Raw genomic sequence first — 24,006 nt, forward strand, 5'->3', positions numbered from 1 at the left:
CAATCGGCCTTCGAATGCGTTGAATATGAAAAATTTGTCTAATCTGGCATTCGCGTTTGGTGATCTGTTGGGATGCGAACCCAGGTTCATGCCGGACCATCTGGTCAATGCGTACACTTTGCTGGGTCAGTTGGGAGGAGTGCTGGAAACGGATGACGAAGTTCGGGCCGACCACAGCGATGCGCCACTGGACGCCGAAACACGGGGGAAATTACGAGATCTGATCAGTTTGGCCTCAATTTGGCTACGGGGTTATCCAACGGTTGTTGGGTTTGATGATCGGGAGGTGAAGACGTGGCCCTCACCGGAGGTGGTGGCGGCAGCGCCGACGCTGCTGCGGGTGTTTCGGGAACAGGATTGCCTGTCCCGGGATGATTATGCGGAAGCTATCGGCTTTCTTGCAGCCATGGGCACGAGGCCACGAGGGGCGGCGAAAGCGGGTGGCCGGGCGTTGAGGGCTGCGATGCTAGCGCTAGGGACGGTCAATAATCTGATTGTTACAGCCGCGCGGCAGGTTGTGGCGGCTCGGACAGGTGTTGCATTCGCGGATGGAGACGGGGCGGAACGCGCGAGGCGGCTTGGACAGGCGTTGAAGGCGGCAGAGGCGGAGGTGCGTGTGTTTGGTGCCGGGATGAAGGCGGATCTCCGGTATGGATTGGCCGCGGTGATCGAGCAGGCGGATCGTCCGGTTGAGGCGGTTGCGTCAGAGGCTGCCAATCCAGTCGCGTTGGCTGGACCTATGCTCCCCAATCTCGTCAAACAAAAGCAAAAATCCTCCAGAGTCGCCCCGGTAATCATACGAGGATCGCCGTCGAACCTGCCAATTCCAAACGACGTAGAATCCCAAGCCCAAGCAATGATTCTTAATGGCTATGTCCCACCTCACGAGTGGAACTCACGAATTCATAGGTTGAACTTCGAGGCAACTACCCTGGACAGTCTAGATTTGCTCGCCGACTTAAATGCCCTGAGGGCCCTTAGGTTGGCACGAACTAACGTAACCGATCTTCGCCCCTTATCGAGTATAATTACTCTTCGAAATCTTAATCTCGCCCAAACACAGGTGCGTGACGTTGCGCCACTGCGGAATCTTGTGGCCCTCGAAAGTTTGAATCTAAATCGTACGAAGGTAAGCGACATATCGCCTTTATCCAACCTTGCGCGGCTGCGAAATCTGCATCTGATGGATACCCCCGTCAGCGACCTCTCACCGATCGCTAACATGAAAAACCTTCGGGATCTCGATCTGGGAGGGACGGGGGTGAGAAATGTATCATCACTAAGCGGTCTAACAGCTCTAGCAAGCCTTTATCTGAAGGATACGCGGGTGGAAGATTTGTCACTTATTTCGAATTTGGCGGCTTTAAAATACCTGTATTTATCCGGAACGCCTGTTAGGGATGTGGTGCCTCTAGCCCAACTTACCGCTCTGATAGGCCTTGATCTCAGTCGCACCCAGACAAGAAAAATTGCTGCTTTATCAGGTATGCTTGTGCTGGAGCATTTAGATCTGTCGCAGACGCGAGTAATTAACCTGTCAGCACTGGCAGGACTACACGCTCTAAAAACCCTCAAACTGACAGGTACGCGAATTGACAACCTGTCACCACTTGCACGCCTAAGTAATATAACAGAATTAGATCTTAGATACACATCGGTAAGTGATGTCTCGCAGCTATCTGGATTGAGCGCTCTGCGACGCCTTCGACTAACCGGGAGCATGGTTGACGATATCTCCACTTTGGTTTCAAATCGGTCTCTTGTAATTTCGCGAGACCGGTAAGTCTCAAACTCAGAGGACTGATTATTAGCACTGGAAAGCTGAAATAATACGGTTGCATCAGCCGGCAACATAACGCGCCACCATGTTAAGCGCTTGCCCGACTTGCCATAAACGGCCTTATGCGGCCCGATTAGACAGCCTCCCCTTCGCCGGCACGGCGGTCGCTCGCTAGGCTGGCCCGTCACCCGCAATTCAGTACACCGGCGTTGATGGCCGCGCCGGCTGGTCTTGCCCACGAGCAGAGGCCGAGTAGCGGGCGCGTCACCCGGAGCGTCCGCCCTCCGAGATGCCGCAGTTTCTAAACAGCCCCCGCCGTGACCCGTGATTACGATAAATGAATAAGCCACTAAACTATTAAGCTCTTTCGGCTGGTATCCTGGCCCTAGATCAGGCCGTTCGCACGGCGATGGCGAGCCCGTCCTGCATTTTGACGTCGATGGAGATCGGTGCAATCCGTTCTGAGGGATCGCGCCCAGCGTCCATCAAGCCTTTGAGGATGGCTGCACTTTCAACCATGATCGTGTCGAACAGCGCGTTCTCCTTGGTCAGCAGCAGCGCCTTAGCCTCGTACGAGGAGCCTTGTATCTTTTCACGTAGAACTTGATCCATAGAGATGGTTGTTTCGCCGGTTGGCGAGAAGATGCCGAGTGCCCTGCTGATGTCCTCAAGGCGTGCCCTCTTGCCAGCCTCGCGCCCCGGATAAGCACAGAGGAGCTGGTACCCGCAAGCTCGGGCTCGGATGCACAGGAGCGCTTCGTCGTACATCCTGTCGAGGATGGCTTGGGCCTCTTGGATCGCCTTCACGTATTTGCCGGATCCCCAACCATCCTTCTTGATAGCGTGAAGGGTCGCAATCTGAGCTCGGATATCCTCGATGAGGTGTTCCTGCACTCGAACAAGTTCAACTTCATGCCGTTCGATCTCGTGGAGAACTTCACTCACAAGCTCCCCGGTCAAGACGGAAGCTGCCACTTGTCGAAAATAGCGGATTGACCCGGTCAGAACGGACCGGCGCTCATTCTGCTGGAACTTGGAGACATCTTTGAGAGAAGACTTAATCTCGTCGAGGCTTTTCTCAATGTCTTCCAACTTTTTCTGCTCTGCCATGGCGCTGGCTAAGGTCAGTAAGACGGCCGGTGATACCAAGCTAACTGCGGAGATGGGGTCGAGACGCACTAAGCCCTTGTGGCCTTTTGCTACACCGACAAAATGCCCCAATTTTTCGCTAAAGGAGAGCGCCCCACCCGGCGGGAGCGTAACGCGCACGTAGTCACCGCCCTTCAGCATCTGCTCTGCCGACAAGTAGGGCTGAATCGCTTTCAGTATGGGGGTGAGCGCGTTCATAGCCTTGCGACTGTTCTCCGGGCCACACCATCCCCTGGTGCCGGCATCAGGAAGCGTAGCCAAGGACAAAATAGAATGGCCATCCTCCGTTTGGACGACAAGCGCGTCTGCGCCATCATCGACTAGGGCCGGAAGGTCATTGACCCCTGCTTTCGTTGTCTCGCGGGAATCCACATACATCCGCCCCTCCTCCGCAAGCTTGCGACGCAGATAGGCCACTTGCAGGAAAACCCACGCGAACGGGGGCCACGCGTCGGAACTCAGTCTGCCTGTAGCGGCTGTCGATGCGGCTACACTGGCCTCGTCGACCAGACGCTGCCGATCGGTGGACGGAAGAGATGACAGATGCTGCTTCGAGAAGGTGTTGAGGAGGATGACCTCGTACCCGTTGATATCGTTTAACGCTGCGGGAATGCCGATTTGCTTGCATAGGCCGGTGACCATGTCCTCATAGGACGGACGCTTTCCATCGCTGCGTCCGAGCGCCATTAGACTCAGTCTGTAAATCTCGTCGCCGACCTGGTCCGCGTACCGCACATGATCGGGGTGGTGGCGTTCGAAGGCGCGGTTGATCTTGAGGACACTGATCGGCGTCTTTACAAGTATATCGACGATGGGGGCGAGCTCATCATTTGTGCAGGATTCCAGTATATCGTAAAGGTCACTGCACAGTTCTGTTCCGCGTATATCAGACATGCCTAGATTTCGCTTCAGTTCGAGAACGGGTCCGCATCGTCTAGCGTTTCAACAGGCGCAAGCCTAGTCGGGGTCACCAGACGGCACGCCAGGCGAAGCTGGCACGATCCAACAGGTGACCCCTAGCATGGCGACTGCATATTAGTAGCTCACCTTGAACGTCGGACTATCCTCCGGCCGCGTGTGGCGGTAATCGTAGATCCGAGTGGTGGCGATGTTCGCATGCCCAAGCCATTCCTGCACCTTGGCGATGTCGGCCTGGTGGTTGAGCGCATTGGTGGCGGCGGTCGCGCGCAGCGCATGCGCGCCGATCTCGAAACCCAAGGCCGCCGAATAGGCCCGCACCAGCTTGTAAACCCCGTCCGCGGTGATCGCCGCGTCATGGCGGCCGGTGCGGTTGTTGCGGACCGGGCGGAACAGCGCGCCATTTTCATCGGTGCCGTGCTGGGCGCTATCAAGGTAATCATGGATCAGCGCATGGGTGCCGGGATGCAGCGGCACACACCGCGTCTTGCCGCCTTTGCCGGAAACCTTCAGGTGCGGCACGCCTTTCCGCGCATGCCGGAAATCCTTGACCTTTAGCTTGCATAACTCCTCACGCCGCAACGCATGGAACAGCAGCGTGGACAGGATGGCGCGGTCGCGCTTGCTCTTGATCGTGTCCTTGTCCGGCGCGGCCAGCAGCTCGCGTGCCTGGTGGTCGCCGATCGCCGGCGTCTTGCCTTCGCCGCTTTCCGTCTTCGGGCGCTCAACGCCTTTGACCGGGTTGTGGGTCACGGCGTTTTTCTCGCAGAGATATTCGAACAGCGACGCCAGCGACGCGAGGCGGTGCCGGATGGTGCTACCGCCAAGTCCGCGGCGGGCCAGTTCGTCGCGCCAGGCGATGATGTGGGCGCGGGTCACCGTTCGGAATTCTTCCGGCCGGGCGATGCCAGTGAAGCCCATGAAGTCGCGGATCGCGTTTTCATAGACGCGCCGGGTGTTCGGGTTGCTGAGATTGGCGAACCACTCGACCTCGGGCGGCACGTCGGCCAGCCGGTGGAATTCGGCGGCGGTCAGCAGCCGGGCGGCGGGGGCGATTTCGGTCGGGAGCTGGGTGGCGGACATGCCATGATTTTACTCTTGATAAAATCTGTTATCAAGAGTAAAATAAGGAGACCATTCGTTCCTAGGTCGGGCCGCCACAGCATGGCAGGCGCTCCCGCTTTTCAAGGTTTACGAAATACAACGAACCTAGCGTAGGACCCCGCAAAGTTGTTGATGATCTCGGCGAGGCCCCCTTCGTCAACCCGATTTGCCGCTTCACGCGCCTCAAACCATTGCGTTGTTCGCTGACGTTTTTCCGGCCATTCGTCAAGCTGCTGTTCGACCCGGAAGAGGTAGACCCGCACCTCACACAAGACAGCACCGTTGGCCAGTCGCTTCTCATAGTGAAAGCGACCGATGGGCCGTTTGCCAACGATCTGCCCGATTAGTCCGGCTTCTTCGTAGGCTTCCTGGCTGGCGACTTCGGCGGGCTTTCTTTTCTTTATTGGCCAGCCTTTGGGAATGACCCAGCGGCCTGTCTCACGGGATGTCAGTAGCATCACTTGCCTGATACCGTCCTCGCCGATGCGCCAGGGTAAGGCCGCCGATTGGACGGGGTGATCAAATTTTTTGTTTTTCATGCCCATTGTCCCGTGCCGCCTTTCACATCATCGAATGTCCTTGTCCCCGATGATATTGCAAGATTCTGCGGTCCGCGCGCTAAGCATGAACGACGCGACACGGAGGAAGGGCGCATGCCGAGGTTCCTGGATTTTAGCGGACAAGGATGGCTGCAACTCGGGGAACTGACGCTTGCTTTTGTGCTATCGGCGCTAGTCGGGGTAGAGCGGGAGATTCGTCAGAAAAGTGCGGGTCTCAGGACCCATACTCTTGTCGGGGTCTCCGCGGCGCTGATTATGCTGATCTCGAAATATGGGTTCATGGACGTCCTTTCGAACGGTCGGGTTGTCCTCGATCCATCGCGTGTCGCCGCGCAAGTCGTGTCCGGTATCGGCTTCATCGGCGGCGGTGTTATCTTCATGCGGCGCGACGTGGTGCGCGGGCTGACAACGGCTGCATCAATCTGGTTTACGGCCGCGCTCGGCATGGCGTGTGGCGCGGGGTTGCCGGTGCTCGCGGCGGCGACGACGATCGGTCATTTCGTCATCATGCTCGGTTTCCCCAAAATGGCCCGCCAATTGCCACGCTCGCGCCGGCTGGCGACGGAAATATCCATTTCCTATGAAGATGGTCGAGAATTGTTGCGCGCGATACTGATTAAATGCACCGAACTCCGTTTCGCCATCAACCATGTGCGGCTCGATCGGGAGGCCGCTTTCGCGGACAGTCGCGAGGAAGCCATGGACAGGGCCTATAACGAAGGGGGGGAGTTGGGATGGCGACCCGAGAAAGGCACCGTCACAATGCGCATGCAGGTCAAGGGCAAGCGGCCAATATCGCACCTTATCAGCGCACTGAGTAGCATCGGCGGTGTCCACGAAGTTGGCACCGTGAACGACGACACAGAATTGGACTAGAGGAAATCATGCAAAAACTGGTGAGATCAGCCTGCTGCAAAATATTTTCATTTCGGGCGACTGGCTGTCTCCGGTTACGTGTAGCGACGCGCAATAATGAACGGCCCGACGCGTAATAGAGTGTGGTTTCCGGCGCACATTAGCTGAGACGGAAGCGGGCGTCCGACGCACAATCGTTGAGGCACAACACACATTCGGTGAGACGGACGCGCAATAGACGATCGTCGGCGCACGATCGCTTTTCAACCTCGGAGCGGACTTCGGCTTCAAGTCGAAACAGCCACCCAGACCAGCCCCCGCCACAAGCCGACGCGCTCATATCTGGCAGTGAAGTCGCGCCACGGTTGTCGCTGGAGCTCTAACCGCGCCATCACGGCCTGCGATCGCAAATTATCGGCGCTCGTGTAGGACACGATCTCCTTGAGTCCCGCGCGTCTGAAGGCGTCGTCGAGTGCCGCCCGCGCGCTTTCAGTAGCATAGCCGCGGCCCCAAGCCCGACGCGTGAACCGCCAACCTATTTCGAAGTGAGCTCCAAGAGGATGATCTGGGAGAAGGCGGGGCATGACCCCTGCATAGCCGAGAAAATCGCCATCGGCGGTCTCGACAGCCCACCGAGAAAGCCCATGCTCCGCATACGTCGTACTATAGTGGTCAAGCTTTGCGTCGCTCTCGGCGCGGCCAATCGGTCCACCCAGGTCAAGCATCACGATCGGGTCGGCATGCATCTCAGCGAACGACGCACGATGTTCGTCGCGCCAAGGAAGAAGCTCTAACCGTTTCGTTCGAATCATTGACACCCGTATCTGCTTGGTTCTCTTCCAATGACCGACGGCACAGCCTCATTGGGGTATACCCGAATGAGGCTATGACCGCATGTGGTGGACAGCAGACCTACGCCTCGGCCTTCCGCAGCAGAGGCCAGGAGGTGGTCCAACCCTTGGTCCGCAACCGATCCTCGTAGATGCCGCGCTTCTCGCAGGAAAAACGCGGCGTCGGACGCAGGATCAAGTTCAGTAGATCATCCAGGCCGAAGGGGGCGGCGATTTCGCAGCCGTTGAAGCCGCGCCGCCGGACGGCGACCGCAGTCGCCGTCTCGGGCCAGCAACGCATCGCCTCAGTGGCCGAGGCGTAGGGAAGGTCACCGTTACGGGTGTGCATCCGTGCCTGATTCTTTACCGACCAGGCAATGGACGGCTCTGCCACACATAGAGCCGCCTCAATCCTCTGGTCCTCAGCGGGGTCGATTCGGCCCAGATCGTGCCAGATGATATCGACATCGCTGGTCGGAGGTGACGGAGGGCGTCCATGCAGGTGGTCCCAAACAGCGTTCCTGACGAAGCCCGCCCCGATCCAGCTGTCCGGCAGGCCCAGGGCACTCGCCACGTTCAGAACGCGCCAGCGGAACGGGTCGGCACGTAGGATGGACGCAACCTGGGAGTCAGCGCTCATCGGCAAACCATGGCGCGGCTATCGGCCGCGGGCAATGTCTATATGGGGGGTACGCCATAGAATTGGCAGTATAGCACAGTTTGTGGTACGAATCGGGAACGTGGCAGCCTCACTCGGGAGCTATTGAGGGCCGCGGGGGTGGGAAGCAGAGCTAATCCGCGATTCCCAAAAGCGGAAGCAATTCCCCCATGCTGCGGAATACTGCGGAGGCACCCGCTGCAGTCAGGCGTCGCTCGTAACCGGGGTAGCAGTGACCCCCGCCGTAGAATCCCAAGACACGCATTCCAGCAGCCTTTGCTGCCTGGATACCGGCCTCACTGTCCTCAATGACGACGCAGCGCGACGCAGAAGCCCCTAGGCGTGCGGCGGCATGGAGGAAGAGGTCCGGGGCGGGCTTCGGTCGAGGCACGAGATCAGCTCCGAATACGTTCGGGCCGAAGAAGCTCAGCAGCCCCGTCACCTCTAGGATTTCTCTCAGGCGAGCCAACTGGGCGTTGGACGCAACGCAGACAGGTAACCCGATCCTGCTTAACACGTCAGCGACCCCCGCCACGGCCTGCAACTCGGTTTGGTAGGCAGCATCCACCAAGCGGTCTCGCGTTGCCTCGAAATCGTCCGGGAGTGGTCGCCCCAGGGCAGCCTCGACGTGGGCCTGTATATCTTTGGTTGCGGTGCCGATGAATTGCTGGGCCAGCTCCTCGGCTGACACTTGGAAGCCTAGGCGCGTCAATTCGGCGGCGTCTATCCTGCACTGGATGACTTGGCTGTCGATCAGGACGCCGTCGCAATCGAAAATGACCAGGCCGGGTAGGCGTTGGCTTGACACGGGCATCTTCCTCGGCTTTCAGACAAACCATATACCAAGGTCCGAGAATGTCGGGAGCGGTCCTCGTAAACCTGTCCCAATTGAACTATCTCCGGCCAACGCCTTCTAATCCTTCGTTCCGGCTGGGGATGCGGGCGTCGTTATCGAAATAAACTTAGAGTGGGACAGATGGCCATCTTCTCGGTCCGTTCCACAAGCCGTGCTATCCTGCCTGTTCTATGTCGTACCCCCTATCGGCGTCCAAAATTTGCACGCCGAAGCACACAGAGACCGCGAAGCTGTGCGTTTTGGCCATTTAGGCGGTTAAATCATAGAGCGGCTGCCCTGGCGTGGTGAAACCTCCGGCCTGCAGCACCAAGACCAATGTCTCGTCGTGCTGCTCGCCTAGGTCGAGCAGCACGAGGTAAGGATCACCCCTCAGTCCGAGCGCGGCCGCGAACGCGGGTTCCGTCTTCATGCCCCGCCCACGCAGGGCAAGCACTGCCACCGGCAAGTCATCCCCGCCAAGGGCGAGCAGGCGCTGTTCGATGGCAAAATGGCGCCAGCCCGCCACCTCGAAGGAGGCGACCACGGGCCTCGGCGCCCTCACCAACTGCTTCGCCATAAAAGCTGGCGCAGTGGAAAAGTTGTGCCACACGGTGTCAGTGAACCTGTGCGCGTCCGGCGCGAAGCAGAGCACGTCAACGTCGCTGCCCGGCAGGTCGAGGCCAAGCGGGGGCGTGCCGGCGATGCGCGGATCGAATGGGGCAAGCACCTCCAACACGCCGCGTTCGGCGAGTGCTTCCTCGTAAGATCGACGATCAGGCCAGGTGCCTGGCGTTTCCGGTCCACGCGCGTTTATGGTCATCGCCAGAGCCTTTCAAAGCGGTGCTCCGCGGTACGGGTGGGGATGCGCGGATTTCAGGATGTTGAATTTTCTTTTCTAAATCGCACAGAAGAGTGCTCCTGCTCATCGAGTTGCATTTGTGATTCCTCCGCTCCTGCGGCATCCATACCCCAAGCTGCCATAGTCTTATTGGAATATACTCCAATGGGGCTGTGACCGCTTGTCGTGGACAGCGGACCTTCGTGACTGGCGCGCCTGTAAGGGAGAACATTGGTTCATTGCTCGTTCATGACGACTGTCAGTCCGGTAGCGCGGTACAGCTCAACCACCTCCCTTGACGTTCCTGGTTCGACCACAAGGCTGTCGACCTCTTTTAGTGGCAGCACGAGAAACGGTGAGACCGCGCCCAATTTCTCGCGTGATGCCAAGACAAACGTCTCGGCTGACTGGCGACTCAAGGCACGCTTGATCGTCGCTTCCTCGGCGTCTCCGGTTGTCAGTCCCATTTCAGGATGGATACCGGTAACGCCCATAAAGAAGGCGTCAGCGCGAACACGGGCAATCGCCTCCATCGCTCCAGCCCCAACTGTGACGACAGAATGCTTGAACAGGCGGCCCCCGATGAGTTCAACATCAATGAACGGATGACCGGCCAGTTCGACCGCGACAGAGGGACTGTGCGTCACGACGGTCGCGCGCAGATCGGGCGGAAGAAGCCGGGCCATCCGGACGGTCGTGGTGCCCCCGTCTAGGATCACGACCTGTCCGGAGCGGATAAGCGTCGCAGCGGTCCTCGCCACTGCGTCCTTGGAGTCCGGTGCAACCCGCCATCTTTCGCCCATGTCGACAATAGCTGGCGACATGGGCAAGGCGCCCCCATGGACCCGCTGCAGCAATCCGTCCGCTGCTAGTTCACGAAGATCGCGGCGGATTGTGTCCTCCGATAGACCAAGTTCCTGGCTGACGGCCTTTGCGACCACACGTCGATCACGTTGCAGGAGATTCAGGATCAGTGCTTTCCGCTCGGTGGTCAACAACGGTCATCCCCTTCACGATATTGCTTGACTCTGCACGAAACTGCACGATAACCCAGCGCATAGGAAGCATGGGATCGCCTTGGTCGCGATCGCGGTTGCAGCGGGGGACAATGAGCGTTGCCGAGCGAGTCTGCATCCACGAGGTCCAGACGCTTTCCGAAGATTGGTCTGTCCTTAGGAAAACGCGATTCAGCTTCCGCAGAAATGACGGAACGTGGCAGGAGCAGTGGCGAGAGACGTACGATCGTGGAAACGGCGCTACGATATTGCTCTACGATCTGGCACGCCGGACCGTCGTATTAACCTGGCAGTTCAGGTATCCCGCCTTCGTTAACGGCCACGACGATCTTCTGCTCGAGGCTCCCGCCGGCCTGCTCGACGGCGCCGGGCCTGAGCAACGCATTCGCGCGGAAGTCGAGGAGGAGACCGGCTTTCGCGTCGGAGAGACGCGCAGGGTCTTCGACGCGTTCATGAGCCCAGGCTCGGTAACCGAGCGACTCTACTTCTTCGTGGCACCCTATGACAGCTCCAATCGCGTGGGGGTGGGAGGCGGCAACGTGCAGGAAGGGGAAGACATCGGGGTCGTCGAGCTCACCATCGACGAGGCTCTCGCAATGATCGAGCGCGGCGACATCCGCGACGGCAAGACGATTATGCTTCTTCAGTACGCAGCCCTGCACGTGTTCCACAAACGTCTTGAGATGAGATGATGTTTATTTTGATTGCCGGCCCTTATCGCTCGGGGACCAACGATGACCCGGACAAGATGGCCGCGAACCTGCGGCGGCTTGAGGCCGTGTCGTGGCCACTCTTCAAGGCCGGCCATCTTCCTGTGATCGGCGAGTGGGTCGCACTCCCCGTTTGGCAAGCTGCCGATGGCCAGCGACTTGGGGACGCACTGTATGACCAGGTCTTCTACCCAACAGCACAGAGATTACTTGAGCGGGTCGATGCAGTCCTCCGACTGCCGGGTAACTCGACTGGGGCCGACCAGGATGTCCGTCTGGCGATAGCCCGCGGCATCCCCGTTTTCTACAAGCTCGATGAGGTTCCGGGAGTGCAGCCCGACTAGCGACGCTGGGGCGCATCAAGGACCACTTTTGGGTCGATTTCCGACCCTGATGCCAGCAAATCATGCGCCCATTGCGCATCAGAAAATCTGCATCGGAAAAGACCAACGATATCAATGCCTAGATTTCGATGCTTATATCTTGAGTTCTACATCATTCCGATGCGCTCCGACGTTTGGCGCGAACGAGCTTCGTCCAGGCAATCGACAACAAAATGATCGTTGCTATCCAAAACAGCCCGACAAGGCATGCGGTCGCGCTAGCCCCTAAGCACTCGGCCTGGGCGAGTTCACATGAATGACGGATACCCCGGTGCAGCTCTTCGACGCCAATTGCCATCCCAGCTATGCAGGCGATTGCCGTTGCCCACACTGGCGCCCCGAGGAGAGCGGCCCCTGCCGCAGCGCAGACCATCAACGGCGGGATCACAATTGTTACGACTAGTGGCACATCAACATATTGCCCCTCATTGCCCCGGATCACAACGGAGCAGGCAGCAACCGGCTTGTATAATTCTTGAACTCTCGGCCAAGCGCCGACCGCATAACGCCGATATATGGCAAGTCGGAATGTCCGGCAAAGGGTCGTTTTCCGGACAGGCTTCCCGTCGCCTTCGCTGGCAACGGCGTCGCGTAGCAGCATGGGCAAGTCACCTCAGCGCACCTGCTCAACCGCCAGGCTTCCCACTGGAAGCGGGCACAGCAGTTCTGCCTCCGGCTGCTCCAGGCAAAGCCATACCCGCCGGGCGGTGCGCTCGAGCACAATGACTTGCCGGTTATGGATGGGAGCAACATCCGGGCCGGGTTCCGTCGTCAGCGGTGTGAACGCATCTCCTGCGCCCCCCGGCGTCGGACGCCACAGACCGGCGAAGCAAAATCAGTCTTCGCCGGGCTTGGTGAACTTCCATTTCGACTTCGGCGATTTCGAGCCGGTGAACTCGAAAAATGCAAAGCGGGCACCAGGCAGCGTCACTTGGGGAAACGCCGGCCTTCCGACCTGGAATTGATGACGGGCGCGGCCTTGGGCCGGGCCGGTGGAAAGCCCCAGCGCAACTGGGCGAATTCCAGGCCGTCCTCGACTTGCCGAATAACCGGCGCGGTGTCGGTCGGCCAGATGTCCGCGCGCGGCGCCAGGTTGGGGGCGGCAGCCGGAAACCGCACCGGATACGTGTTTCACTGAATGGCTCCAGATACGCGCTGTATCGAGGCCAAGCCCCTCCACCAGTTGGTCGGCATGGGCAAGCCGGTCATTGTCCGGGCTGTCCTGCCTGCCGCGCACCGCGTTGACGGTAAGGGCGGCAAGATACGCCAACAGGTCGAGCAGCGTTGCCTGCGACTGATCGAGGCACCATCCCCACAGGTCGTCGGGATCGTCGGGCAGACGGTCGCCCCAGCGCTCGCCCTCGGCTGCCATCGCCGGGTGGGCAAGACCGTCATCGGGGGTCTGCATGTGGCGGGAGAGGTCTTCGCTGCTTGTCCGGATGGCAAGGCAAGACTCCCCTGCCTCCATAGATCAGCGAGAGGGCGGGGGCACTCGCGCGAGACCCGCCAATAAAGGGTCTTCGCGACGCTTGGCACAGGTCGGCGGTCATTCGGACCGTCAGGTGCGAAAGCCGCCCCCGATCTCCCGCTCGCCCTGGCAGAAATTCCTCTCATCTATCTACCGGGTGTATGGGGCCGGATCAAAAACTGCGCCCTGTCTCGCGTCTTTTGTCCCACGGAAAACATGTGATATTTTCTATATAACACGTTTTAATTAGCGAGCTTTCAGCATCTATTGATGCCTACACAAAGACGTGAATCTACATAGCATAAGCCAAACGATCAGCACCCGATAGATCAATAAAACAGAGCATCCAGGCGGACATTTTAAGGCCTGCCCGGCTCTCGTAACGCCTGCGAATTTGCGGTTGTGGCGATGTGAGCTAATGTGCTTTGTCACAGGCACCATAACAACTAATGGTGGCGAACCAACCGGGAGCGTTGGCCGTCCACCGCAGCGAGCGGCCTGAATGTTCCCTGACAAGTCATTGCAAATTAAACTATTCCCGGCTCAATATGCCGTCGGCCCGACGCTCGGTGAGCGCGCGGCCGCTTGGGCGGGAGAGACGGATTGGGCGACGTCTTCGAGGAGGCGGACATACGATCGGGACTCAAGGACGGCGGGCAGGTGCTCGGCGCCTTCATTGTCGCGCGCAGCGAAGACGAATTCGTTGTCTATCTGCGATGCAACTGGATCCGCGGCCGGGGCTTCCGGATTATTCGCAGCTGGCGTGGTCTGTCCGGCGACCGAACGTTCAAGCACCTGCAATCGGCCTGGGGCTTCATCAGAAAGTTCGATTTCCCGGGCCGCGTCACGGTTTATCCCGCCGGCGACGTTGAGCTTCGGCAATTTGTCGGTGTCGCGCCGCAGGATCTTGTGGAATCGGGTCGTTCGGCTGGTCCCGCTACCGGGAGCGGTCCTCTCGTCTCGGCAAGCGCGGCGGATCAAGATTCCGCCGTCCCGGACGGGCCTCCACCGCACCTCGCTACCCACCCGGACGCCGGGGTCCAATAGGACCAGGGCCGGTATCGCCGCCGCTGTTGCAGCTGCCATCGCGATCCCAACGCCAGCATCGGCAGATCCGCTCAACCTCAACGATTTCGGTCAACTCGCCTTGCGCTGTGGGCCGTCCGTCGCGCCTTCCACTCTGGCGTCGGTCGCGCGGATCGAGAGCGAGCTTCAGCCGTTTGCCATCAATGACAATACGACGGGGACGAAGGGCGTTCCCGCCACACGTGATATCGCCGTCCAGATCGCGTCGAAGCTGGTCGAGGCCGGTCATTCAGTCGACCTCGGCATCATGCAGATCAATTCCAGAAACTTCGCCGCGCTCGGACTGACGGTGGCGACTGCCTTCGATCCGTGTAAGTCCGTTGCAGCGGCCGCCATCGTTCTCGCCGGGGACTACGCTGGCGGCGAAACCCATGACGAGCAGCAATCAGCTCTTCGTATCGCTCTCTCCAAATACAACACGGGGGATGCGCAGCGCGGCTTTACCAATGACTATGTCCATCACGTGGAATTGGCGGCGCGTGGAGTGGTCCCGGCTCTCGACGTGAACGCGCCAGCAGTCCCGATCGACGGGCAGAAGCGGCCGGTGGCTACGTCTGCCGCGCCCGTGGACCCCAATGCCCCGCCGTCCTGGGATGTGTGGTCGTCCTTCGATTACGCCGCCACGCACCATCAAGACACCCGGGCTCCGGCGCCTCCGACCCCGGAGGCCAAATCCGCGGTGCTGACCGATGCGGGAAAAGGACCGTCCGCAGCGGTTATGGTCTCTGGTCCCGCTGTTGAAAGGTAACGCATGAACGAGCGTGTTATGGTGGTTGCAGAACGTCTCATGACCCGGGCCTACGGAACGGGGCAATCCGTTCTTGACCGGCACCAGTCCATGCAAATCGTGGGCGCACTGGCTCTCTGGGCCGCTGTGGCCTTCCCGGGGCTGGCGAATGCCCAGACGGTGACGGGCGGTGCCTCGCCCGCGACGATGATCAACAACATCTGCACCTTTATCCTCGGCCCATTCGGCCAGTCGCTCGCGGTGCTCGGTATCATCGCGATCGGTCTTTCCTGGATGTTCGGACGTGTCTCGCTCGGGCTGATCGCCGGCGTCATTGGCGGCATCGTCATCATGTTCGGTGCATCCTACCTCGGTTCGACGCTGACCGGCGGGACCGCGGGCTAATGCCCGAGCGGTTGGAAGAGGACACGCTCTATCTGGCGGCAACCCGGCCGGCGTTGTTCGCCGGCGTGCCGCTTCCAGTCGCCGGCGCGTTCCTGATGCTGGCTGGGTTCGTCATCGTGATCCTGCAGAACCCGCTATACGAGACGGTCATGTTGCCGCTGTGGTTCGGCGCCCGCGTAGTCGTTTCGCGCGACTACAACGCGGTCAACGTCGTCTACCTCTATCTGCTGACGGCGGCGCGCGGCGTCGATGGCGCGAAATGGGGTGGGGCAACCGTCAGTCCCCACCCCATCCGGGTCCCGGCACGCGGCCGGGGGATGCTCTGATGCGCGGTGACAACGGCTATAGCGAGCGGTCGGGCGAAATCTATCTGCCCTATGTCGGACATTTGGCCGAGCAAGCCGTCCTGCTGCGCGACGGTTCGGTGATGGCAATGGGGCATGCCGGCGGCGCGGCTTTCGAACTGGAAGAGCCGGAGATGCGCAATGCGCGGCTGCGCAACCTGAACACGCTGTTCCGCAATATCGCCGACGACAATGTCGTCATCGGCACGCACCTCATCCGTCATCCCGACGTCCCGCCCCTGCCCCGCGCCGCCTTCCGCTCCGGCTTCGCGGCCAGGCTCGACAGGGCCTATCGGGATCGCGTGCTGGACGGGCGGTTGTTCCGCAACGATTACTTCGTCTCGCTAATCGTTACGCCACGCAACGTTCTGGGCAAAGCCGGCAGCAGGATCGCACGATTTCGCAAAGGCCCAGCGTCAGACGGCGATGCGGGCCTGCTACGGACCCTGGAAGATCTGTGGCAGGTGCTGGCGAACGGCCTGGAAGCCTACGGGGTGCGCCGGCTTGGCCTACGGGAAAAAAACGATGTGCTGTTCACCGAGATCGGTGAAGCGCTGCGGCTCATCATCTCCGGCCGCTGGATGCCGGTCCCGGTTGTCAGCGGGTCTCTGGGGGCGTCGATCTACACCGATCGGGTGATCTGCGGGAAGCGCGGTTTCGAGATCCGTGCACCGGGTGGCAGCTACATGGGAACGATCTTCTCATTCCGCGAATATCCGGCCAAGACGCGGCCCGGCATGCTCAACACCCTTCTGAGCGCCGACTTTCCGCTGATCCTCAGTCAGTCCTATGCGTTTCTGACCCGGACCCAGGCACATGGGCGGCTGGCAATGAAGTCGAGCCAGATGGCGAGCGCCGGTGACAAGGCCCTGAGCCAGATCGAGGGTCTGGCCGAGGCGGAGGACGCGCTGGCGTCCAACGAATTCATCATGGGCTCGCACCACCTCAGCCTGGCCATCTATGCCGACAATCTCAAGCAGCTCGGCGACCGCAGCGCCCGGGCACGCGCACGGCTGACGGATGCCGGGGCGGTCGTGGTGCAGGAGGGCATCGGCATGGAGGCGGCCTTCTGGTCGCAGCTTCCCGCCAACATTGAGTGGCGTACCCGGCCCGGCGCGATCAACTCGCGCAATTTCGCCGGCTTTTCCAGCCTGGACAATTTCCCGGCAGGCAAATCGCAAGGTCACTGGGGACCGACCCTTGTCCGGTTCCGCACCAATGGCGGCACCCCATACGACTACGTTCCGCATGTCGACGATGTCGGCATGACAGCGATTTTCGGGCCGATCGGCTCGGGCAAGACCACGTTCCTCATGTTCCTCCTGGCGATGCTCGAACAAGCCATGGTCGAGCGCGGCGGCGCCGTGATCTTCTTCGACAAAGATCGCGGCGGCGAATTGCTGGTCCGTGCGACGGGTGGCACCTACCTGGTGCTGCGCCGTGGCGAGCCCAGCGGGCTGGCGCCGCTGCGCGGCCTGCAAGACACCCCGGCGGCGCGCGACTTTCTGCGCGAATGGGTCACGGGACTGATCGAAGGCGACGGCAAGGGTGGGATTTCGTCGGAGGAGGCGCGGCGCCTGGAGCGTGGCATTGCCCGCCAGCTCTCCTACGAGCCCGGGATGCGGTCCCTGGCCGGACTACGGGAATTCCTGCTGCATGGTCCGGCCGAAGGCGCCGGCGCCCGGCTGGAGCGCTGGTGTCGTGGCAACGCCCTTGGTTGGGCATTCGATGGCGATGCCGACGAGGTGCGCCTCGATGCATCAATTACCGGCTTCGATATGACCCACCTACTGGATTACGAGGAGGTCTGCGCGCCCGCCGCTGTGTACCTTTTGCATCGCGTCGCCGCCGTGGTGGATGGCCGCCGTTTCGTCATGTCGTGCGACGAGTTCCGCGCCTACCTGCTCAACCCGATGTTCGCTGCCGTGGTCGACAAGTTTTTGCTCACCGTGCGCAAGAACAACGGCATGCTGATCCTGGCGACGCAGCAGCCGGAGCACGTGCTGGAGTCGAAACTCGGCTCGTCCCTGGTGGCGCAGTGCATGACCAAGATCCTCTACCCGTCACCCACGGCGGATCGTGCAGCCTACATCGACGGCCTGAAATGCACTGAGGGCGAGTTTAAGGCTGTCCGCGAGGACATGGCACTCGGCAAGCGTCGTTTTCTGCTCAAGCGGGAGTCCGGCAGCGTCATCTGCGAGTTCGACCTCGGCGACCTGCGGGAATACGTCGCCGTCCTCTCGGGGCGGGCGAACACGGTGCGGTTTGCCGAGCGGCTGCGCCGTGAGCTGGGGGAGGATCCCTCCGCCTGGCTGGGCCCATTCATGGCCCGCTACCACGAAGCTCGGGATTGAACGGAGAAGGATGACGGCAATGAGGAAGACTCTCGTTACGATGGCGGTCCTGGCTGGTTGCGGCGCGTTCGGTCGTGGCGCGTGCGCGCAGGGTTATCTCGTCTACGACAACTCCAATTTCCTGCAATCCATCCAAGCCGTGGCGACAGCGGCGAGAGAACTGGCGCAACTGCAGGCACAGCTTCAGCAGATGCGCCAGCAATATCAGATGTTCACCAACGCAACGAACGTCACCGGAATGTTTCCGGCGCTGAATGCGCCGTCGCTGCAGAACCCGATGCCGGCGGCCAGCGCGATGCCTGGTCAGATCGCCGGCTCAGCCAACAGCCTGTCGGGTCTGGGCCAGACATTTTACACTTTGAACCATATCTTCACCGCAACAGGGAGCGACCCGCAGGCCACTCTGCTCAACCGGTCTGCGATCGCTACGGCAAACATTCAGGGGATGGCGACGGCCAATCTGGCGTCCATTGAGCAGCGCCAAGCCAACCTGACCGCGATGCAGACGGAACTGCAGAACGCGACCGATATCAAGCAGGTGGAGGCAATCAACGGCCGCATTGCGATCGAGAGCAACGCGATCCAGGGGCAGCAGGCCCAGGCGCAGAACCTGGCCGCACTGGCGTCCGCTCAGGCTCAGGCAAACCAGCAGGCAGCACTGCAAAGCATTCGACAAGGCCATGAACAGGCCGCGGCGATGTTCACCGGGACGCTTAACTGATGTTCGTTCGCATCATAGGACTAGGCCTACTGCTGGCGGTGACCGCGAGTCAGGCGTTCGCGGTCGAGCCGGCCAAGCATACCGTGGAGTGGTATCGGACCCATCAGCAGGACCGCGAGAACGTCCTGCGGACCTGCCAGAACGATCACACCTACGACGATTCGGCGGATTGCCGGAACGCAGCCAGCGCCGCCCATGCAGCACTTGCCGATAGCCTCGAGACGCCGGGCGCGAAGGACCCCGAGGCCGATCCCGCGCACTACGGACATGATGCCGGGATGATTGCGATGATGCTTTCGATGTGTGCCCACGGCGGGGTACCTCCGTCCTGGTGCTCGGCCGCGCGAACGGCATCGGCAAATTTGAAACGGTAGCACATGAATCAAACCCCCTTTACCAATATGGCAACGAACTTTGGCACTGCGTTCGGCACCGGGACGCAGAATGCCGTCACGTCCCTGCTTGCTGCCGTGGCGACGCCGCTGATGGCGTGCGTCACGCTCTGGATTATCGTTCAGGGCATCCTGGTGATGCGTGGCGACATGGACGCCAGAGGGGGTGTCACGCGAATCATCAAAATTGCCCTGGTTATCGGCATCCTTACGTCTTCCGGTCTCTACACAAACTACGTGCAAACGCTGTTCATCACGACGATTCCTAATTGGTTTGCCACGGCGGCAGGCGGCTCACCGGCAGCTATCACCAGCACGCCTGCGACTTTCGACAATATGTGGCAGGTGACCGAGCACACGGTCGAAACCGTCAGTGCGCAGATCCCGATTTACGATGTCGTCGACGCCGTAAGTCTGTCGCTGATCGAATTGTCCATCATGGTTTTGCTGGTGGTGACATTTGCGATCTATGAATTCGCCATCATCGCAATCGGCATCATGGTTGCGATCGGACCTGTCCTGATCGTGGGCTACCTGTTCGAGGCGACAAAGGGGGTGACGGACCGGTGGATCGGTAAGCTGATCACCTACAGCCTGCTGACCTTGCTGATCAACGTCACGCTCAACATCGTGTTGACCGGCGAAAAAACATACATGCGGGTCATCCTGACGCAACAAGCAACGGGGACTGCCGCGGTGGCGATCGAAATCAAAGTCCTGATCGAGTTGGCCATGTTCTTCGCCATGGGTGCTTTCATTGTCATTTCTCTGCCGGCAATCGCTGCGACACTTGGCGGTGGCCTGGGTGTCAGCCCCGGTGCTGCTATCATGAATACGATCACCAATCTTTCTACGCGCGGGGTCTCGCGTGCGGCGAAACTGGGCGCGGCGAAGCCAAAGGCGGCATAGCCCTCCGCCATCATTACGCATCCCACTTCAAAATCCGGGAAGGAGACCAAGGGTGAAGATTGTTGTGGCCATGGTTACGCTGGTCAGCCTAGCCGCGTGCAGCAATGCCGAAGTCCTGGCGAAACCAAGAGGACCGGTCTTCGCGCTGAACACCGGTCATTGGCAGCCCACACCGGCGGACCTTCGGATACCCAAGTCTGGCGGGGCCCAATGAATAAGGAGAATTTTGCCCTTCCCGTCGATCGAACGAGGCTGAGCGATTACTACAAGCAGGTCGAATCGTTTCAGCACGAGCGAGCCACGGCCGCACGGCGCACCTCGACCATTCTGGCAGCCGTCGCCGGCATCGCGATCGTCGCCAATCTGGGCCAAGCGTGGACCATCGCCTCCCTCCTCCCGCTCACCAAGATCGTTCCGGTCTATCTGTGGGTGCGCCCGGATGGGACCGTGGACAACGCGGTTGCCCTGTCCCGCCTGCCGGCAACGCAGAGCCAGGCCGTCGTCACCGCCGCACTGTGGGAATATGTGCGATTGCGCGAGGGTTACAGCTATGACACCGCGCAATATGGCTATGACGCGGTCTCGGGCATGAGCGCCGATGCACCCCGCGGCCAGTATCAGAGCTGGTTCAATTACCCCAACGCGCAGTCGCCGCAGGTGACGGTCGGCAAGAAAGGCACGATCGAGATCGAGCACATCTCATCGGCGAACATTTCGGAAAACGTGCAGCAGGTTCGCTACCGCCGTGTCCTGACCCTGATCGGCCAGCAGCCGATCGTCACCACATGGACAGCGACTTTACAATTCGAGACCGTTGCAGCGCTGCCGGCGGCGCTGCGTCTCAGAAACCCCGGCGGGGTCATTGTCACCTCCTATCAGGCCGCGGAGGACAGCCCACAATGAGGCGGCTTTTGTGCGGGTTGCTCTGCGTGTCTGCCCTGACATTCCCCGCCTGGGCGAAGGAAGACCCGATCCCCGGCCGGGAGGATGCGCGCATGCGCACCCTCCCCTACGATCCGGGCCAGGTGGTCCACCTTTCGACCGCCGTGGGTGCCACACTCGTCGTCGGCTTCGGAACGAAGGAAACGGTGACCGCGGTCGCCGTGACCGACAGCAAAGACCTCAAGGCGATGCCGAAGGGCAATTTCCTGTTCTTCAAGTCGCAGGAAGCCCTGCCGTTGCAGCCGGTCATCGTGCTGACCTCGACCGAGGGCGGCGGGACACGGCGCTATGTTTTCGAGATCGCAACCGTCCCGGCCGCAAGCCTCGGCGAAGACGCGCCGGGGGTCTATTACAGCGTCCAGTTCACCTATCCGGCCGACGAAGCCGCACGGCGGCGCGCCCTGGCAGCGGCGCAAGCCGCAAAGAATTTGGCCACGGCGCAAGCTCGCGAGGCACAACGCCAGCTCCAGCTTGCGCATGATGAGATGGAACGGCGGGCGAGAGACCCCTTCTCGGGTGACAGGAACTGGCACTACGTCGCCCGGGGCGACCGGACGCTGCTGCCGCTGGAAGTCTTCGACAACGGCTATAGCACGGTGTTCCGCTTTCCGGGCAATGTCCGCATCCCCTCGGTCTTTGTCATCAATCCCGACGGCAAGGAAGCCACGCCGAACTACGCGGTGAAGGGCGATCTGCTGCAGGTCGACGCCGTGGCGCGCAGCTGGCGGCTGCGGGACGGCCAAACGGTGCTGGGGATCTGGAACCAGGCGTTCGATCCCGTGGGCAAAAATCCCGAGACCGAGACCACCAGCCCGAATGTGCAGCGCGTTATCAAGGACGCGCCACCATGAGCGAGAGCAGGAACGCCGGCGTTCCTCACGGGATTGACGACGACGGGTCGATCGTCTCGGGCGCACCGGGCCGGCAGCTGAGTGCGGTGCAGAAGGTCGGTCTCGCCGGCCTGGTGCTGGTCGTCTTTCTGGGATTCATCTGGATCAACCAGCTCAACAAGGTCACGCAGCCGGTCAAGCAGCCTGACGGGGTGCCGTTATCCGTGGGCGGCGCGTTCCATCCGCCACCTTCACCCCCCGATACTCCAGCCGCAACGCCGGCGTCTCTACCCATGCCCGCGACATCGGCGGCAGCTTCGATCTTGCCGCCGGCCAGACATGAGATGACGCCGGCGGAGAGCCCGATCTTCGCCTTCTCCGGCGGTGGCAGCGCTCCGGAGGCCGCGGCGGCGTTGCCGACACAAGCCGCGCTCTCCAATGGCGCACCGCCAAGCCCGCCCGCCGGAGCGCCATCCGCCCTGGCCAGCATGCTCAAGCCGACGGTGCTGAGCGGCTCCAAGGCCCGCCTCCTGCCGCATCCCGACATGATGCTGACGATGGGGACGATGATCCCCTGCACGCTGCAAACCGCGATCGACAGCCAGCTCGCCGGCTACGTCAAATGTGTCCTGCCGCAGGACGTGCGCAGCACGACGGGCGATGTCGTGCTGCTCGATCGCGGCACGACCGTGGTCGGCGAGATCGGCCGCGGCCTGGTGGAGGGTCAGGACCGGGTGTTCGTGCTGTGGGACCGTGCGGAAACGCCGGACCATGCAGTCATCGAGCTGTCCTCGCCGGGAACGGACGCGTTGGGCCGATCCGGTCTGCCAGGCCGCGTCAACAACCACTGGTGGGAGCGGTTCGGCTCCGCGATCCTGCTGTCGGTGATCCAGGGCGGCCTGCAGACCGGCACCGCACTCGCCGCCAATTCAGGATCATCAGGCGGAACGTTCTTCAATTCGTTCCAGTCGAACGGCACGAACATCTCCGACACCGCTCTGCAAGCGACCATCAATATTCCCCCGACATTGGAAAAGAACCAGGGAGATAACGTGGCGATCTTCGTCGCGAAGGACCTGGACTTTTCCGACGTATACAACCTGCGCGTGACAGGGGCCGCCCATGGCCAGTGAAGCCGCGCCGCAGCTGCGCCATCTGCTCAAACCGATCCTGCACTGGCTGGACGATCCGGCGACGGAGGAAATCGCCATTAACCAGCCTGGCGAGGCGTTCGTCCGGCAAAAGGGCGCTTTCACCCGGTATGATCTGGCGTTCGAGTATGACGATCTGGAGGATATCGCCATCCTGGCCGGTGCGTTGCGCCGCCAGGACGTCGGTTCGCGCAGCCCGCTCTGCGCGACGGAACTGCCGGGCGGCGAACGTCTGCAAATCTGCCTGCCGCCGTCGGTCCCCAACGGCACCGTCAGCCTGACGATCCGCCGCCCGGGAACCTCGGTGTCGGCGCTGTCCGATGTCGGCAAGCGGTATCAAACGTCCCGCTGGAACAGATGGGAAAAACGCCACGAGACGGAGAACCGACAGAACGCGGAGGTGCTGGCGTTCTACGACACGGGCGACATCGAGGGGTTCTTCAAAGCCTGTGTCCGCAACCGGCTGACGATGTTGCTGTGCGGGGCGACCGGCAGCGGCAAGACGACGATGGGCAAGACGCTGATCGCGGCCATCCCGCCGCATGAACGGCTGATCACCATCGAGGACACGCTCGAACTGGTCATCCCGCACGCAAACCATGTCCGCCTGCTCTACGCCAAAAGCGGCATCGGCCTGGGGGGCGTCACCGCCGAAGCCCTCCTGCAAGCCAGTCTACGGATGCGACCGGACCGTATCTTGCTGGGGGAGATGCGCGACGATGCGGCCTGGACTTATCTCAACGAAGTGGTGTCAGGCCATCCCGGGTCGATTTCGACCATTCACGGCGCCAATCCGGTACAGGGTTTCAAGAAACTCTTTTCTCTCGTGAAAGGGTCTCCACAGGGTGCGGCGCTAGAAGACAGGACGTTGATCGAGATGTTGTCGGCGGCGATCGATGTCATCGTGCCATTTCATACCACAGGCGAAATCTATGAGATTGGCGAGGTCTGGCTGGCGGCGGACGCACGCCGCCGCGGCGAAACCGTCGGCCATCTGCTGTCCGAGACGTGAGCGCGGGAGATTATTCGGATGGCAATGAA

General features: G+C 60.9%; 26 protein-coding genes and 1 pseudogene. 17 read left to right on the forward strand and 10 right to left on the reverse strand.

What is annotated here, in order from left to right; genetic code table 11:
- On the forward strand, positions 1–1,783 hold a 1,783-nt coding region (locus GSQ89_RS34690; protein ID WP_305782268.1), incomplete at its 5' end, for a leucine-rich repeat domain-containing protein.
- 387 nt (positions 1,784–2,170) lie between these two features.
- On the opposite strand, the gene GSQ89_RS34695 is transcribed toward GSQ89_RS34690, so the two are convergent.
- From GSQ89_RS34695 to GSQ89_RS34705, 3 genes are all read right to left on the reverse strand, one after another.
- On the reverse strand, positions 2,171–3,823 hold the full coding sequence (locus tag GSQ89_RS34695) for a hypothetical protein (RefSeq protein WP_158932677.1): 1,653 nt from the start codon (positions 3,821–3,823) through the stop codon (positions 2,171–2,173).
- 141 nt (positions 3,824–3,964) lie between these two features.
- Positions 3,965–4,930: a tyrosine-type recombinase/integrase gene (locus tag GSQ89_RS34700; protein ID WP_158932678.1), complete on the reverse strand. Its 966-nt coding sequence runs from the start codon at positions 4,928–4,930 to the stop codon at positions 3,965–3,967.
- 101 nt (positions 4,931–5,031) lie between these two features.
- Positions 5,032–5,490 carry an NUDIX hydrolase gene (locus GSQ89_RS34705; RefSeq protein WP_216856557.1) on the reverse strand — a complete coding sequence of 153 codons (459 nt, stop codon included), beginning with the start codon at positions 5,488–5,490 and terminating at the stop codon, positions 5,032–5,034.
- A 114-nt stretch (positions 5,491–5,604) separates the two neighbouring features.
- Between GSQ89_RS34705 and GSQ89_RS34710 the strand changes: the two genes are divergently transcribed.
- A complete protein-coding gene (locus tag GSQ89_RS34710) occupies positions 5,605–6,387 on the forward strand; it encodes an MgtC/SapB family protein (RefSeq protein ID WP_158932680.1) in 783 nt (260 codons plus the stop codon).
- A 266-nt stretch (positions 6,388–6,653) separates the two neighbouring features.
- Here the strand turns inward: GSQ89_RS34710 and GSQ89_RS40425 are convergent, their stop codons facing one another.
- The 5 genes from GSQ89_RS40425 to GSQ89_RS34735 form a co-directional block, all read right to left on the reverse strand.
- On the reverse strand, positions 6,654–7,178 hold the full coding sequence (locus tag GSQ89_RS40425) for a GNAT family N-acetyltransferase (RefSeq protein ID WP_158932681.1): 525 nt from the start codon (positions 7,176–7,178) through the stop codon (positions 6,654–6,656).
- 100 nt (positions 7,179–7,278) lie between these two features.
- Positions 7,279–7,836: a nucleotidyltransferase family protein gene (locus GSQ89_RS34720; protein WP_158932682.1), complete on the reverse strand. Its 558-nt coding sequence runs from the start codon at positions 7,834–7,836 to the stop codon at positions 7,279–7,281.
- A 151-nt stretch (positions 7,837–7,987) separates the two neighbouring features.
- The gene (locus tag GSQ89_RS34725) at positions 7,988–8,662 is read right to left on the reverse strand and encodes an HAD family phosphatase (protein ID WP_158932683.1); all 675 of its coding nucleotides are present in this window, start codon (positions 8,660–8,662) and stop codon (positions 7,988–7,990) included.
- 295 nt (positions 8,663–8,957) lie between these two features.
- Positions 8,958–9,509: a DUF4269 domain-containing protein gene (locus GSQ89_RS34730; protein WP_158932684.1), complete on the reverse strand. Its 552-nt coding sequence runs from the start codon at positions 9,507–9,509 to the stop codon at positions 8,958–8,960.
- A gap of 254 nt (positions 9,510–9,763) precedes the next feature.
- The gene (locus GSQ89_RS34735; protein WP_216856558.1) at positions 9,764–10,522 is read right to left on the reverse strand and encodes a DeoR/GlpR family DNA-binding transcription regulator; all 759 of its coding nucleotides are present in this window, start codon (positions 10,520–10,522) and stop codon (positions 9,764–9,766) included.
- Between the two features lie 113 nt (positions 10,523–10,635).
- Here GSQ89_RS34735 and GSQ89_RS34740 point away from each other — a divergent pair, with 113 nt between their 5' ends.
- Both GSQ89_RS34740 and GSQ89_RS34745 read left to right on the forward strand, forming a co-directional pair.
- Entirely contained in the window at positions 10,636–11,235 is a 600-nt protein-coding gene (locus GSQ89_RS34740; RefSeq protein ID WP_158932686.1) for an NUDIX domain-containing protein, read from the forward strand.
- Complete coding sequence (locus tag GSQ89_RS34745) at positions 11,232–11,597, forward strand: hypothetical protein (protein WP_216856559.1); 366 nt, start codon at positions 11,232–11,234, stop codon at positions 11,595–11,597. The genes GSQ89_RS34740 and GSQ89_RS34745 overlap by 4 nt, the downstream gene beginning before the upstream one ends.
- 652 nt (positions 11,598–12,249) lie before the next feature.
- Here the strand turns inward: GSQ89_RS34745 and GSQ89_RS40430 are convergent.
- Positions 12,250–12,459: pseudogene (locus tag GSQ89_RS40430) on the reverse strand (SOS response-associated peptidase); the annotation flags it as partial.
- 12 nt (positions 12,460–12,471) lie between these two features.
- Positions 12,472–13,104 carry a hypothetical protein gene (locus GSQ89_RS34750; RefSeq protein WP_158932688.1) on the reverse strand — a complete coding sequence of 211 codons (633 nt, stop codon included), beginning with the start codon at positions 13,102–13,104 and terminating at the stop codon, positions 12,472–12,474.
- Between the two features lie 603 nt (positions 13,105–13,707).
- Here GSQ89_RS34750 and GSQ89_RS34755 point away from each other — a divergent pair.
- The 13 genes from GSQ89_RS34755 to virB11 all read left to right on the forward strand — a co-directional run bounded on the left by GSQ89_RS34755 (position 13,708) and on the right by virB11 (position 23,977).
- A complete protein-coding gene (locus tag GSQ89_RS34755; RefSeq protein WP_216856564.1) occupies positions 13,708–14,151 on the forward strand; it encodes a hypothetical protein in 444 nt (147 codons plus the stop codon).
- Positions 14,152–14,251: 100 nt separating this feature from the next.
- Positions 14,252–14,938 carry a transglycosylase SLT domain-containing protein gene (locus GSQ89_RS34760; RefSeq protein WP_254073520.1) on the forward strand — a complete coding sequence of 229 codons (687 nt, stop codon included), beginning with the start codon at positions 14,252–14,254 and terminating at the stop codon, positions 14,936–14,938.
- A 3-nt stretch (positions 14,939–14,941) separates the two neighbouring features.
- Positions 14,942–15,322, forward strand: coding sequence for a pilin major subunit VirB2 (gene virB2, locus GSQ89_RS34765; RefSeq protein WP_254073521.1), 381 nt, complete (start codon positions 14,942–14,944; stop codon positions 15,320–15,322).
- Positions 15,322–15,648, forward strand: a complete 327-nt coding sequence (locus tag GSQ89_RS34770; RefSeq protein ID WP_158932689.1) for a type IV secretion system protein VirB3 — start codon at positions 15,322–15,324, stop codon at positions 15,646–15,648. The genes virB2 and GSQ89_RS34770 overlap by 1 nt, the downstream gene beginning before the upstream one ends.
- Positions 15,648–18,020 carry a VirB4 family type IV secretion/conjugal transfer ATPase gene (locus tag GSQ89_RS34775; RefSeq protein ID WP_158932716.1) on the forward strand — a complete coding sequence of 791 codons (2,373 nt, stop codon included), beginning with the start codon at positions 15,648–15,650 and terminating at the stop codon, positions 18,018–18,020. The genes GSQ89_RS34770 and GSQ89_RS34775 overlap by 1 nt, the downstream gene beginning before the upstream one ends.
- Before the next feature lie 19 nt (positions 18,021–18,039).
- Positions 18,040–18,741, forward strand: coding sequence for a type IV secretion system protein (locus tag GSQ89_RS34780; protein WP_158932690.1), 702 nt, complete (start codon positions 18,040–18,042; stop codon positions 18,739–18,741).
- Complete coding sequence (locus GSQ89_RS34785; protein WP_158932691.1) at positions 18,741–19,115, forward strand: EexN family lipoprotein; 375 nt, start codon at positions 18,741–18,743, stop codon at positions 19,113–19,115. Before GSQ89_RS34780 ends, GSQ89_RS34785 begins: the two co-directional genes overlap by 1 nt.
- A gap of 3 nt (positions 19,116–19,118) precedes the next feature.
- Positions 19,119–20,042, forward strand: coding sequence for a type IV secretion system protein (locus GSQ89_RS34790; RefSeq protein ID WP_158932692.1), 924 nt, complete (start codon positions 19,119–19,121; stop codon positions 20,040–20,042).
- A 70-nt stretch (positions 20,043–20,112) separates the two neighbouring features.
- On the forward strand, positions 20,113–20,256 hold the full coding sequence (locus tag GSQ89_RS40435) for a type IV secretion system lipoprotein VirB7 (RefSeq protein WP_158932717.1): 144 nt from the start codon (positions 20,113–20,115) through the stop codon (positions 20,254–20,256).
- Positions 20,253–20,945: a type IV secretion system protein VirB8 gene (locus GSQ89_RS34800; RefSeq protein ID WP_158932693.1), complete on the forward strand. Its 693-nt coding sequence runs from the start codon at positions 20,253–20,255 to the stop codon at positions 20,943–20,945. The genes GSQ89_RS40435 and GSQ89_RS34800 overlap by 4 nt, the downstream gene beginning before the upstream one ends.
- The gene (locus GSQ89_RS34805) at positions 20,942–21,835 is read left to right on the forward strand and encodes a TrbG/VirB9 family P-type conjugative transfer protein (protein WP_158932694.1); all 894 of its coding nucleotides are present in this window, start codon (positions 20,942–20,944) and stop codon (positions 21,833–21,835) included. The genes GSQ89_RS34800 and GSQ89_RS34805 overlap by 4 nt, the downstream gene beginning before the upstream one ends.
- Positions 21,832–22,947, forward strand: a complete 1,116-nt coding sequence (virB10, locus tag GSQ89_RS34810) for a type IV secretion system protein VirB10 (protein WP_158932695.1) — start codon at positions 21,832–21,834, stop codon at positions 22,945–22,947. Before GSQ89_RS34805 ends, virB10 begins: the two co-directional genes overlap by 4 nt.
- Positions 22,937–23,977, forward strand: coding sequence for a P-type DNA transfer ATPase VirB11 (virB11, locus tag GSQ89_RS34815; protein ID WP_158932696.1), 1,041 nt, complete (start codon positions 22,937–22,939; stop codon positions 23,975–23,977). Before virB10 ends, virB11 begins: the two co-directional genes overlap by 11 nt.
- Positions 23,978–24,006 lie beyond the last annotated feature (29 nt).

It is taken from the genome of Acidisphaera sp. S103 (assembly GCF_009765975.1).
In the GTDB taxonomy this organism is placed as follows: domain Bacteria; phylum Pseudomonadota; class Alphaproteobacteria; order Acetobacterales; family Acetobacteraceae; genus Rhodopila.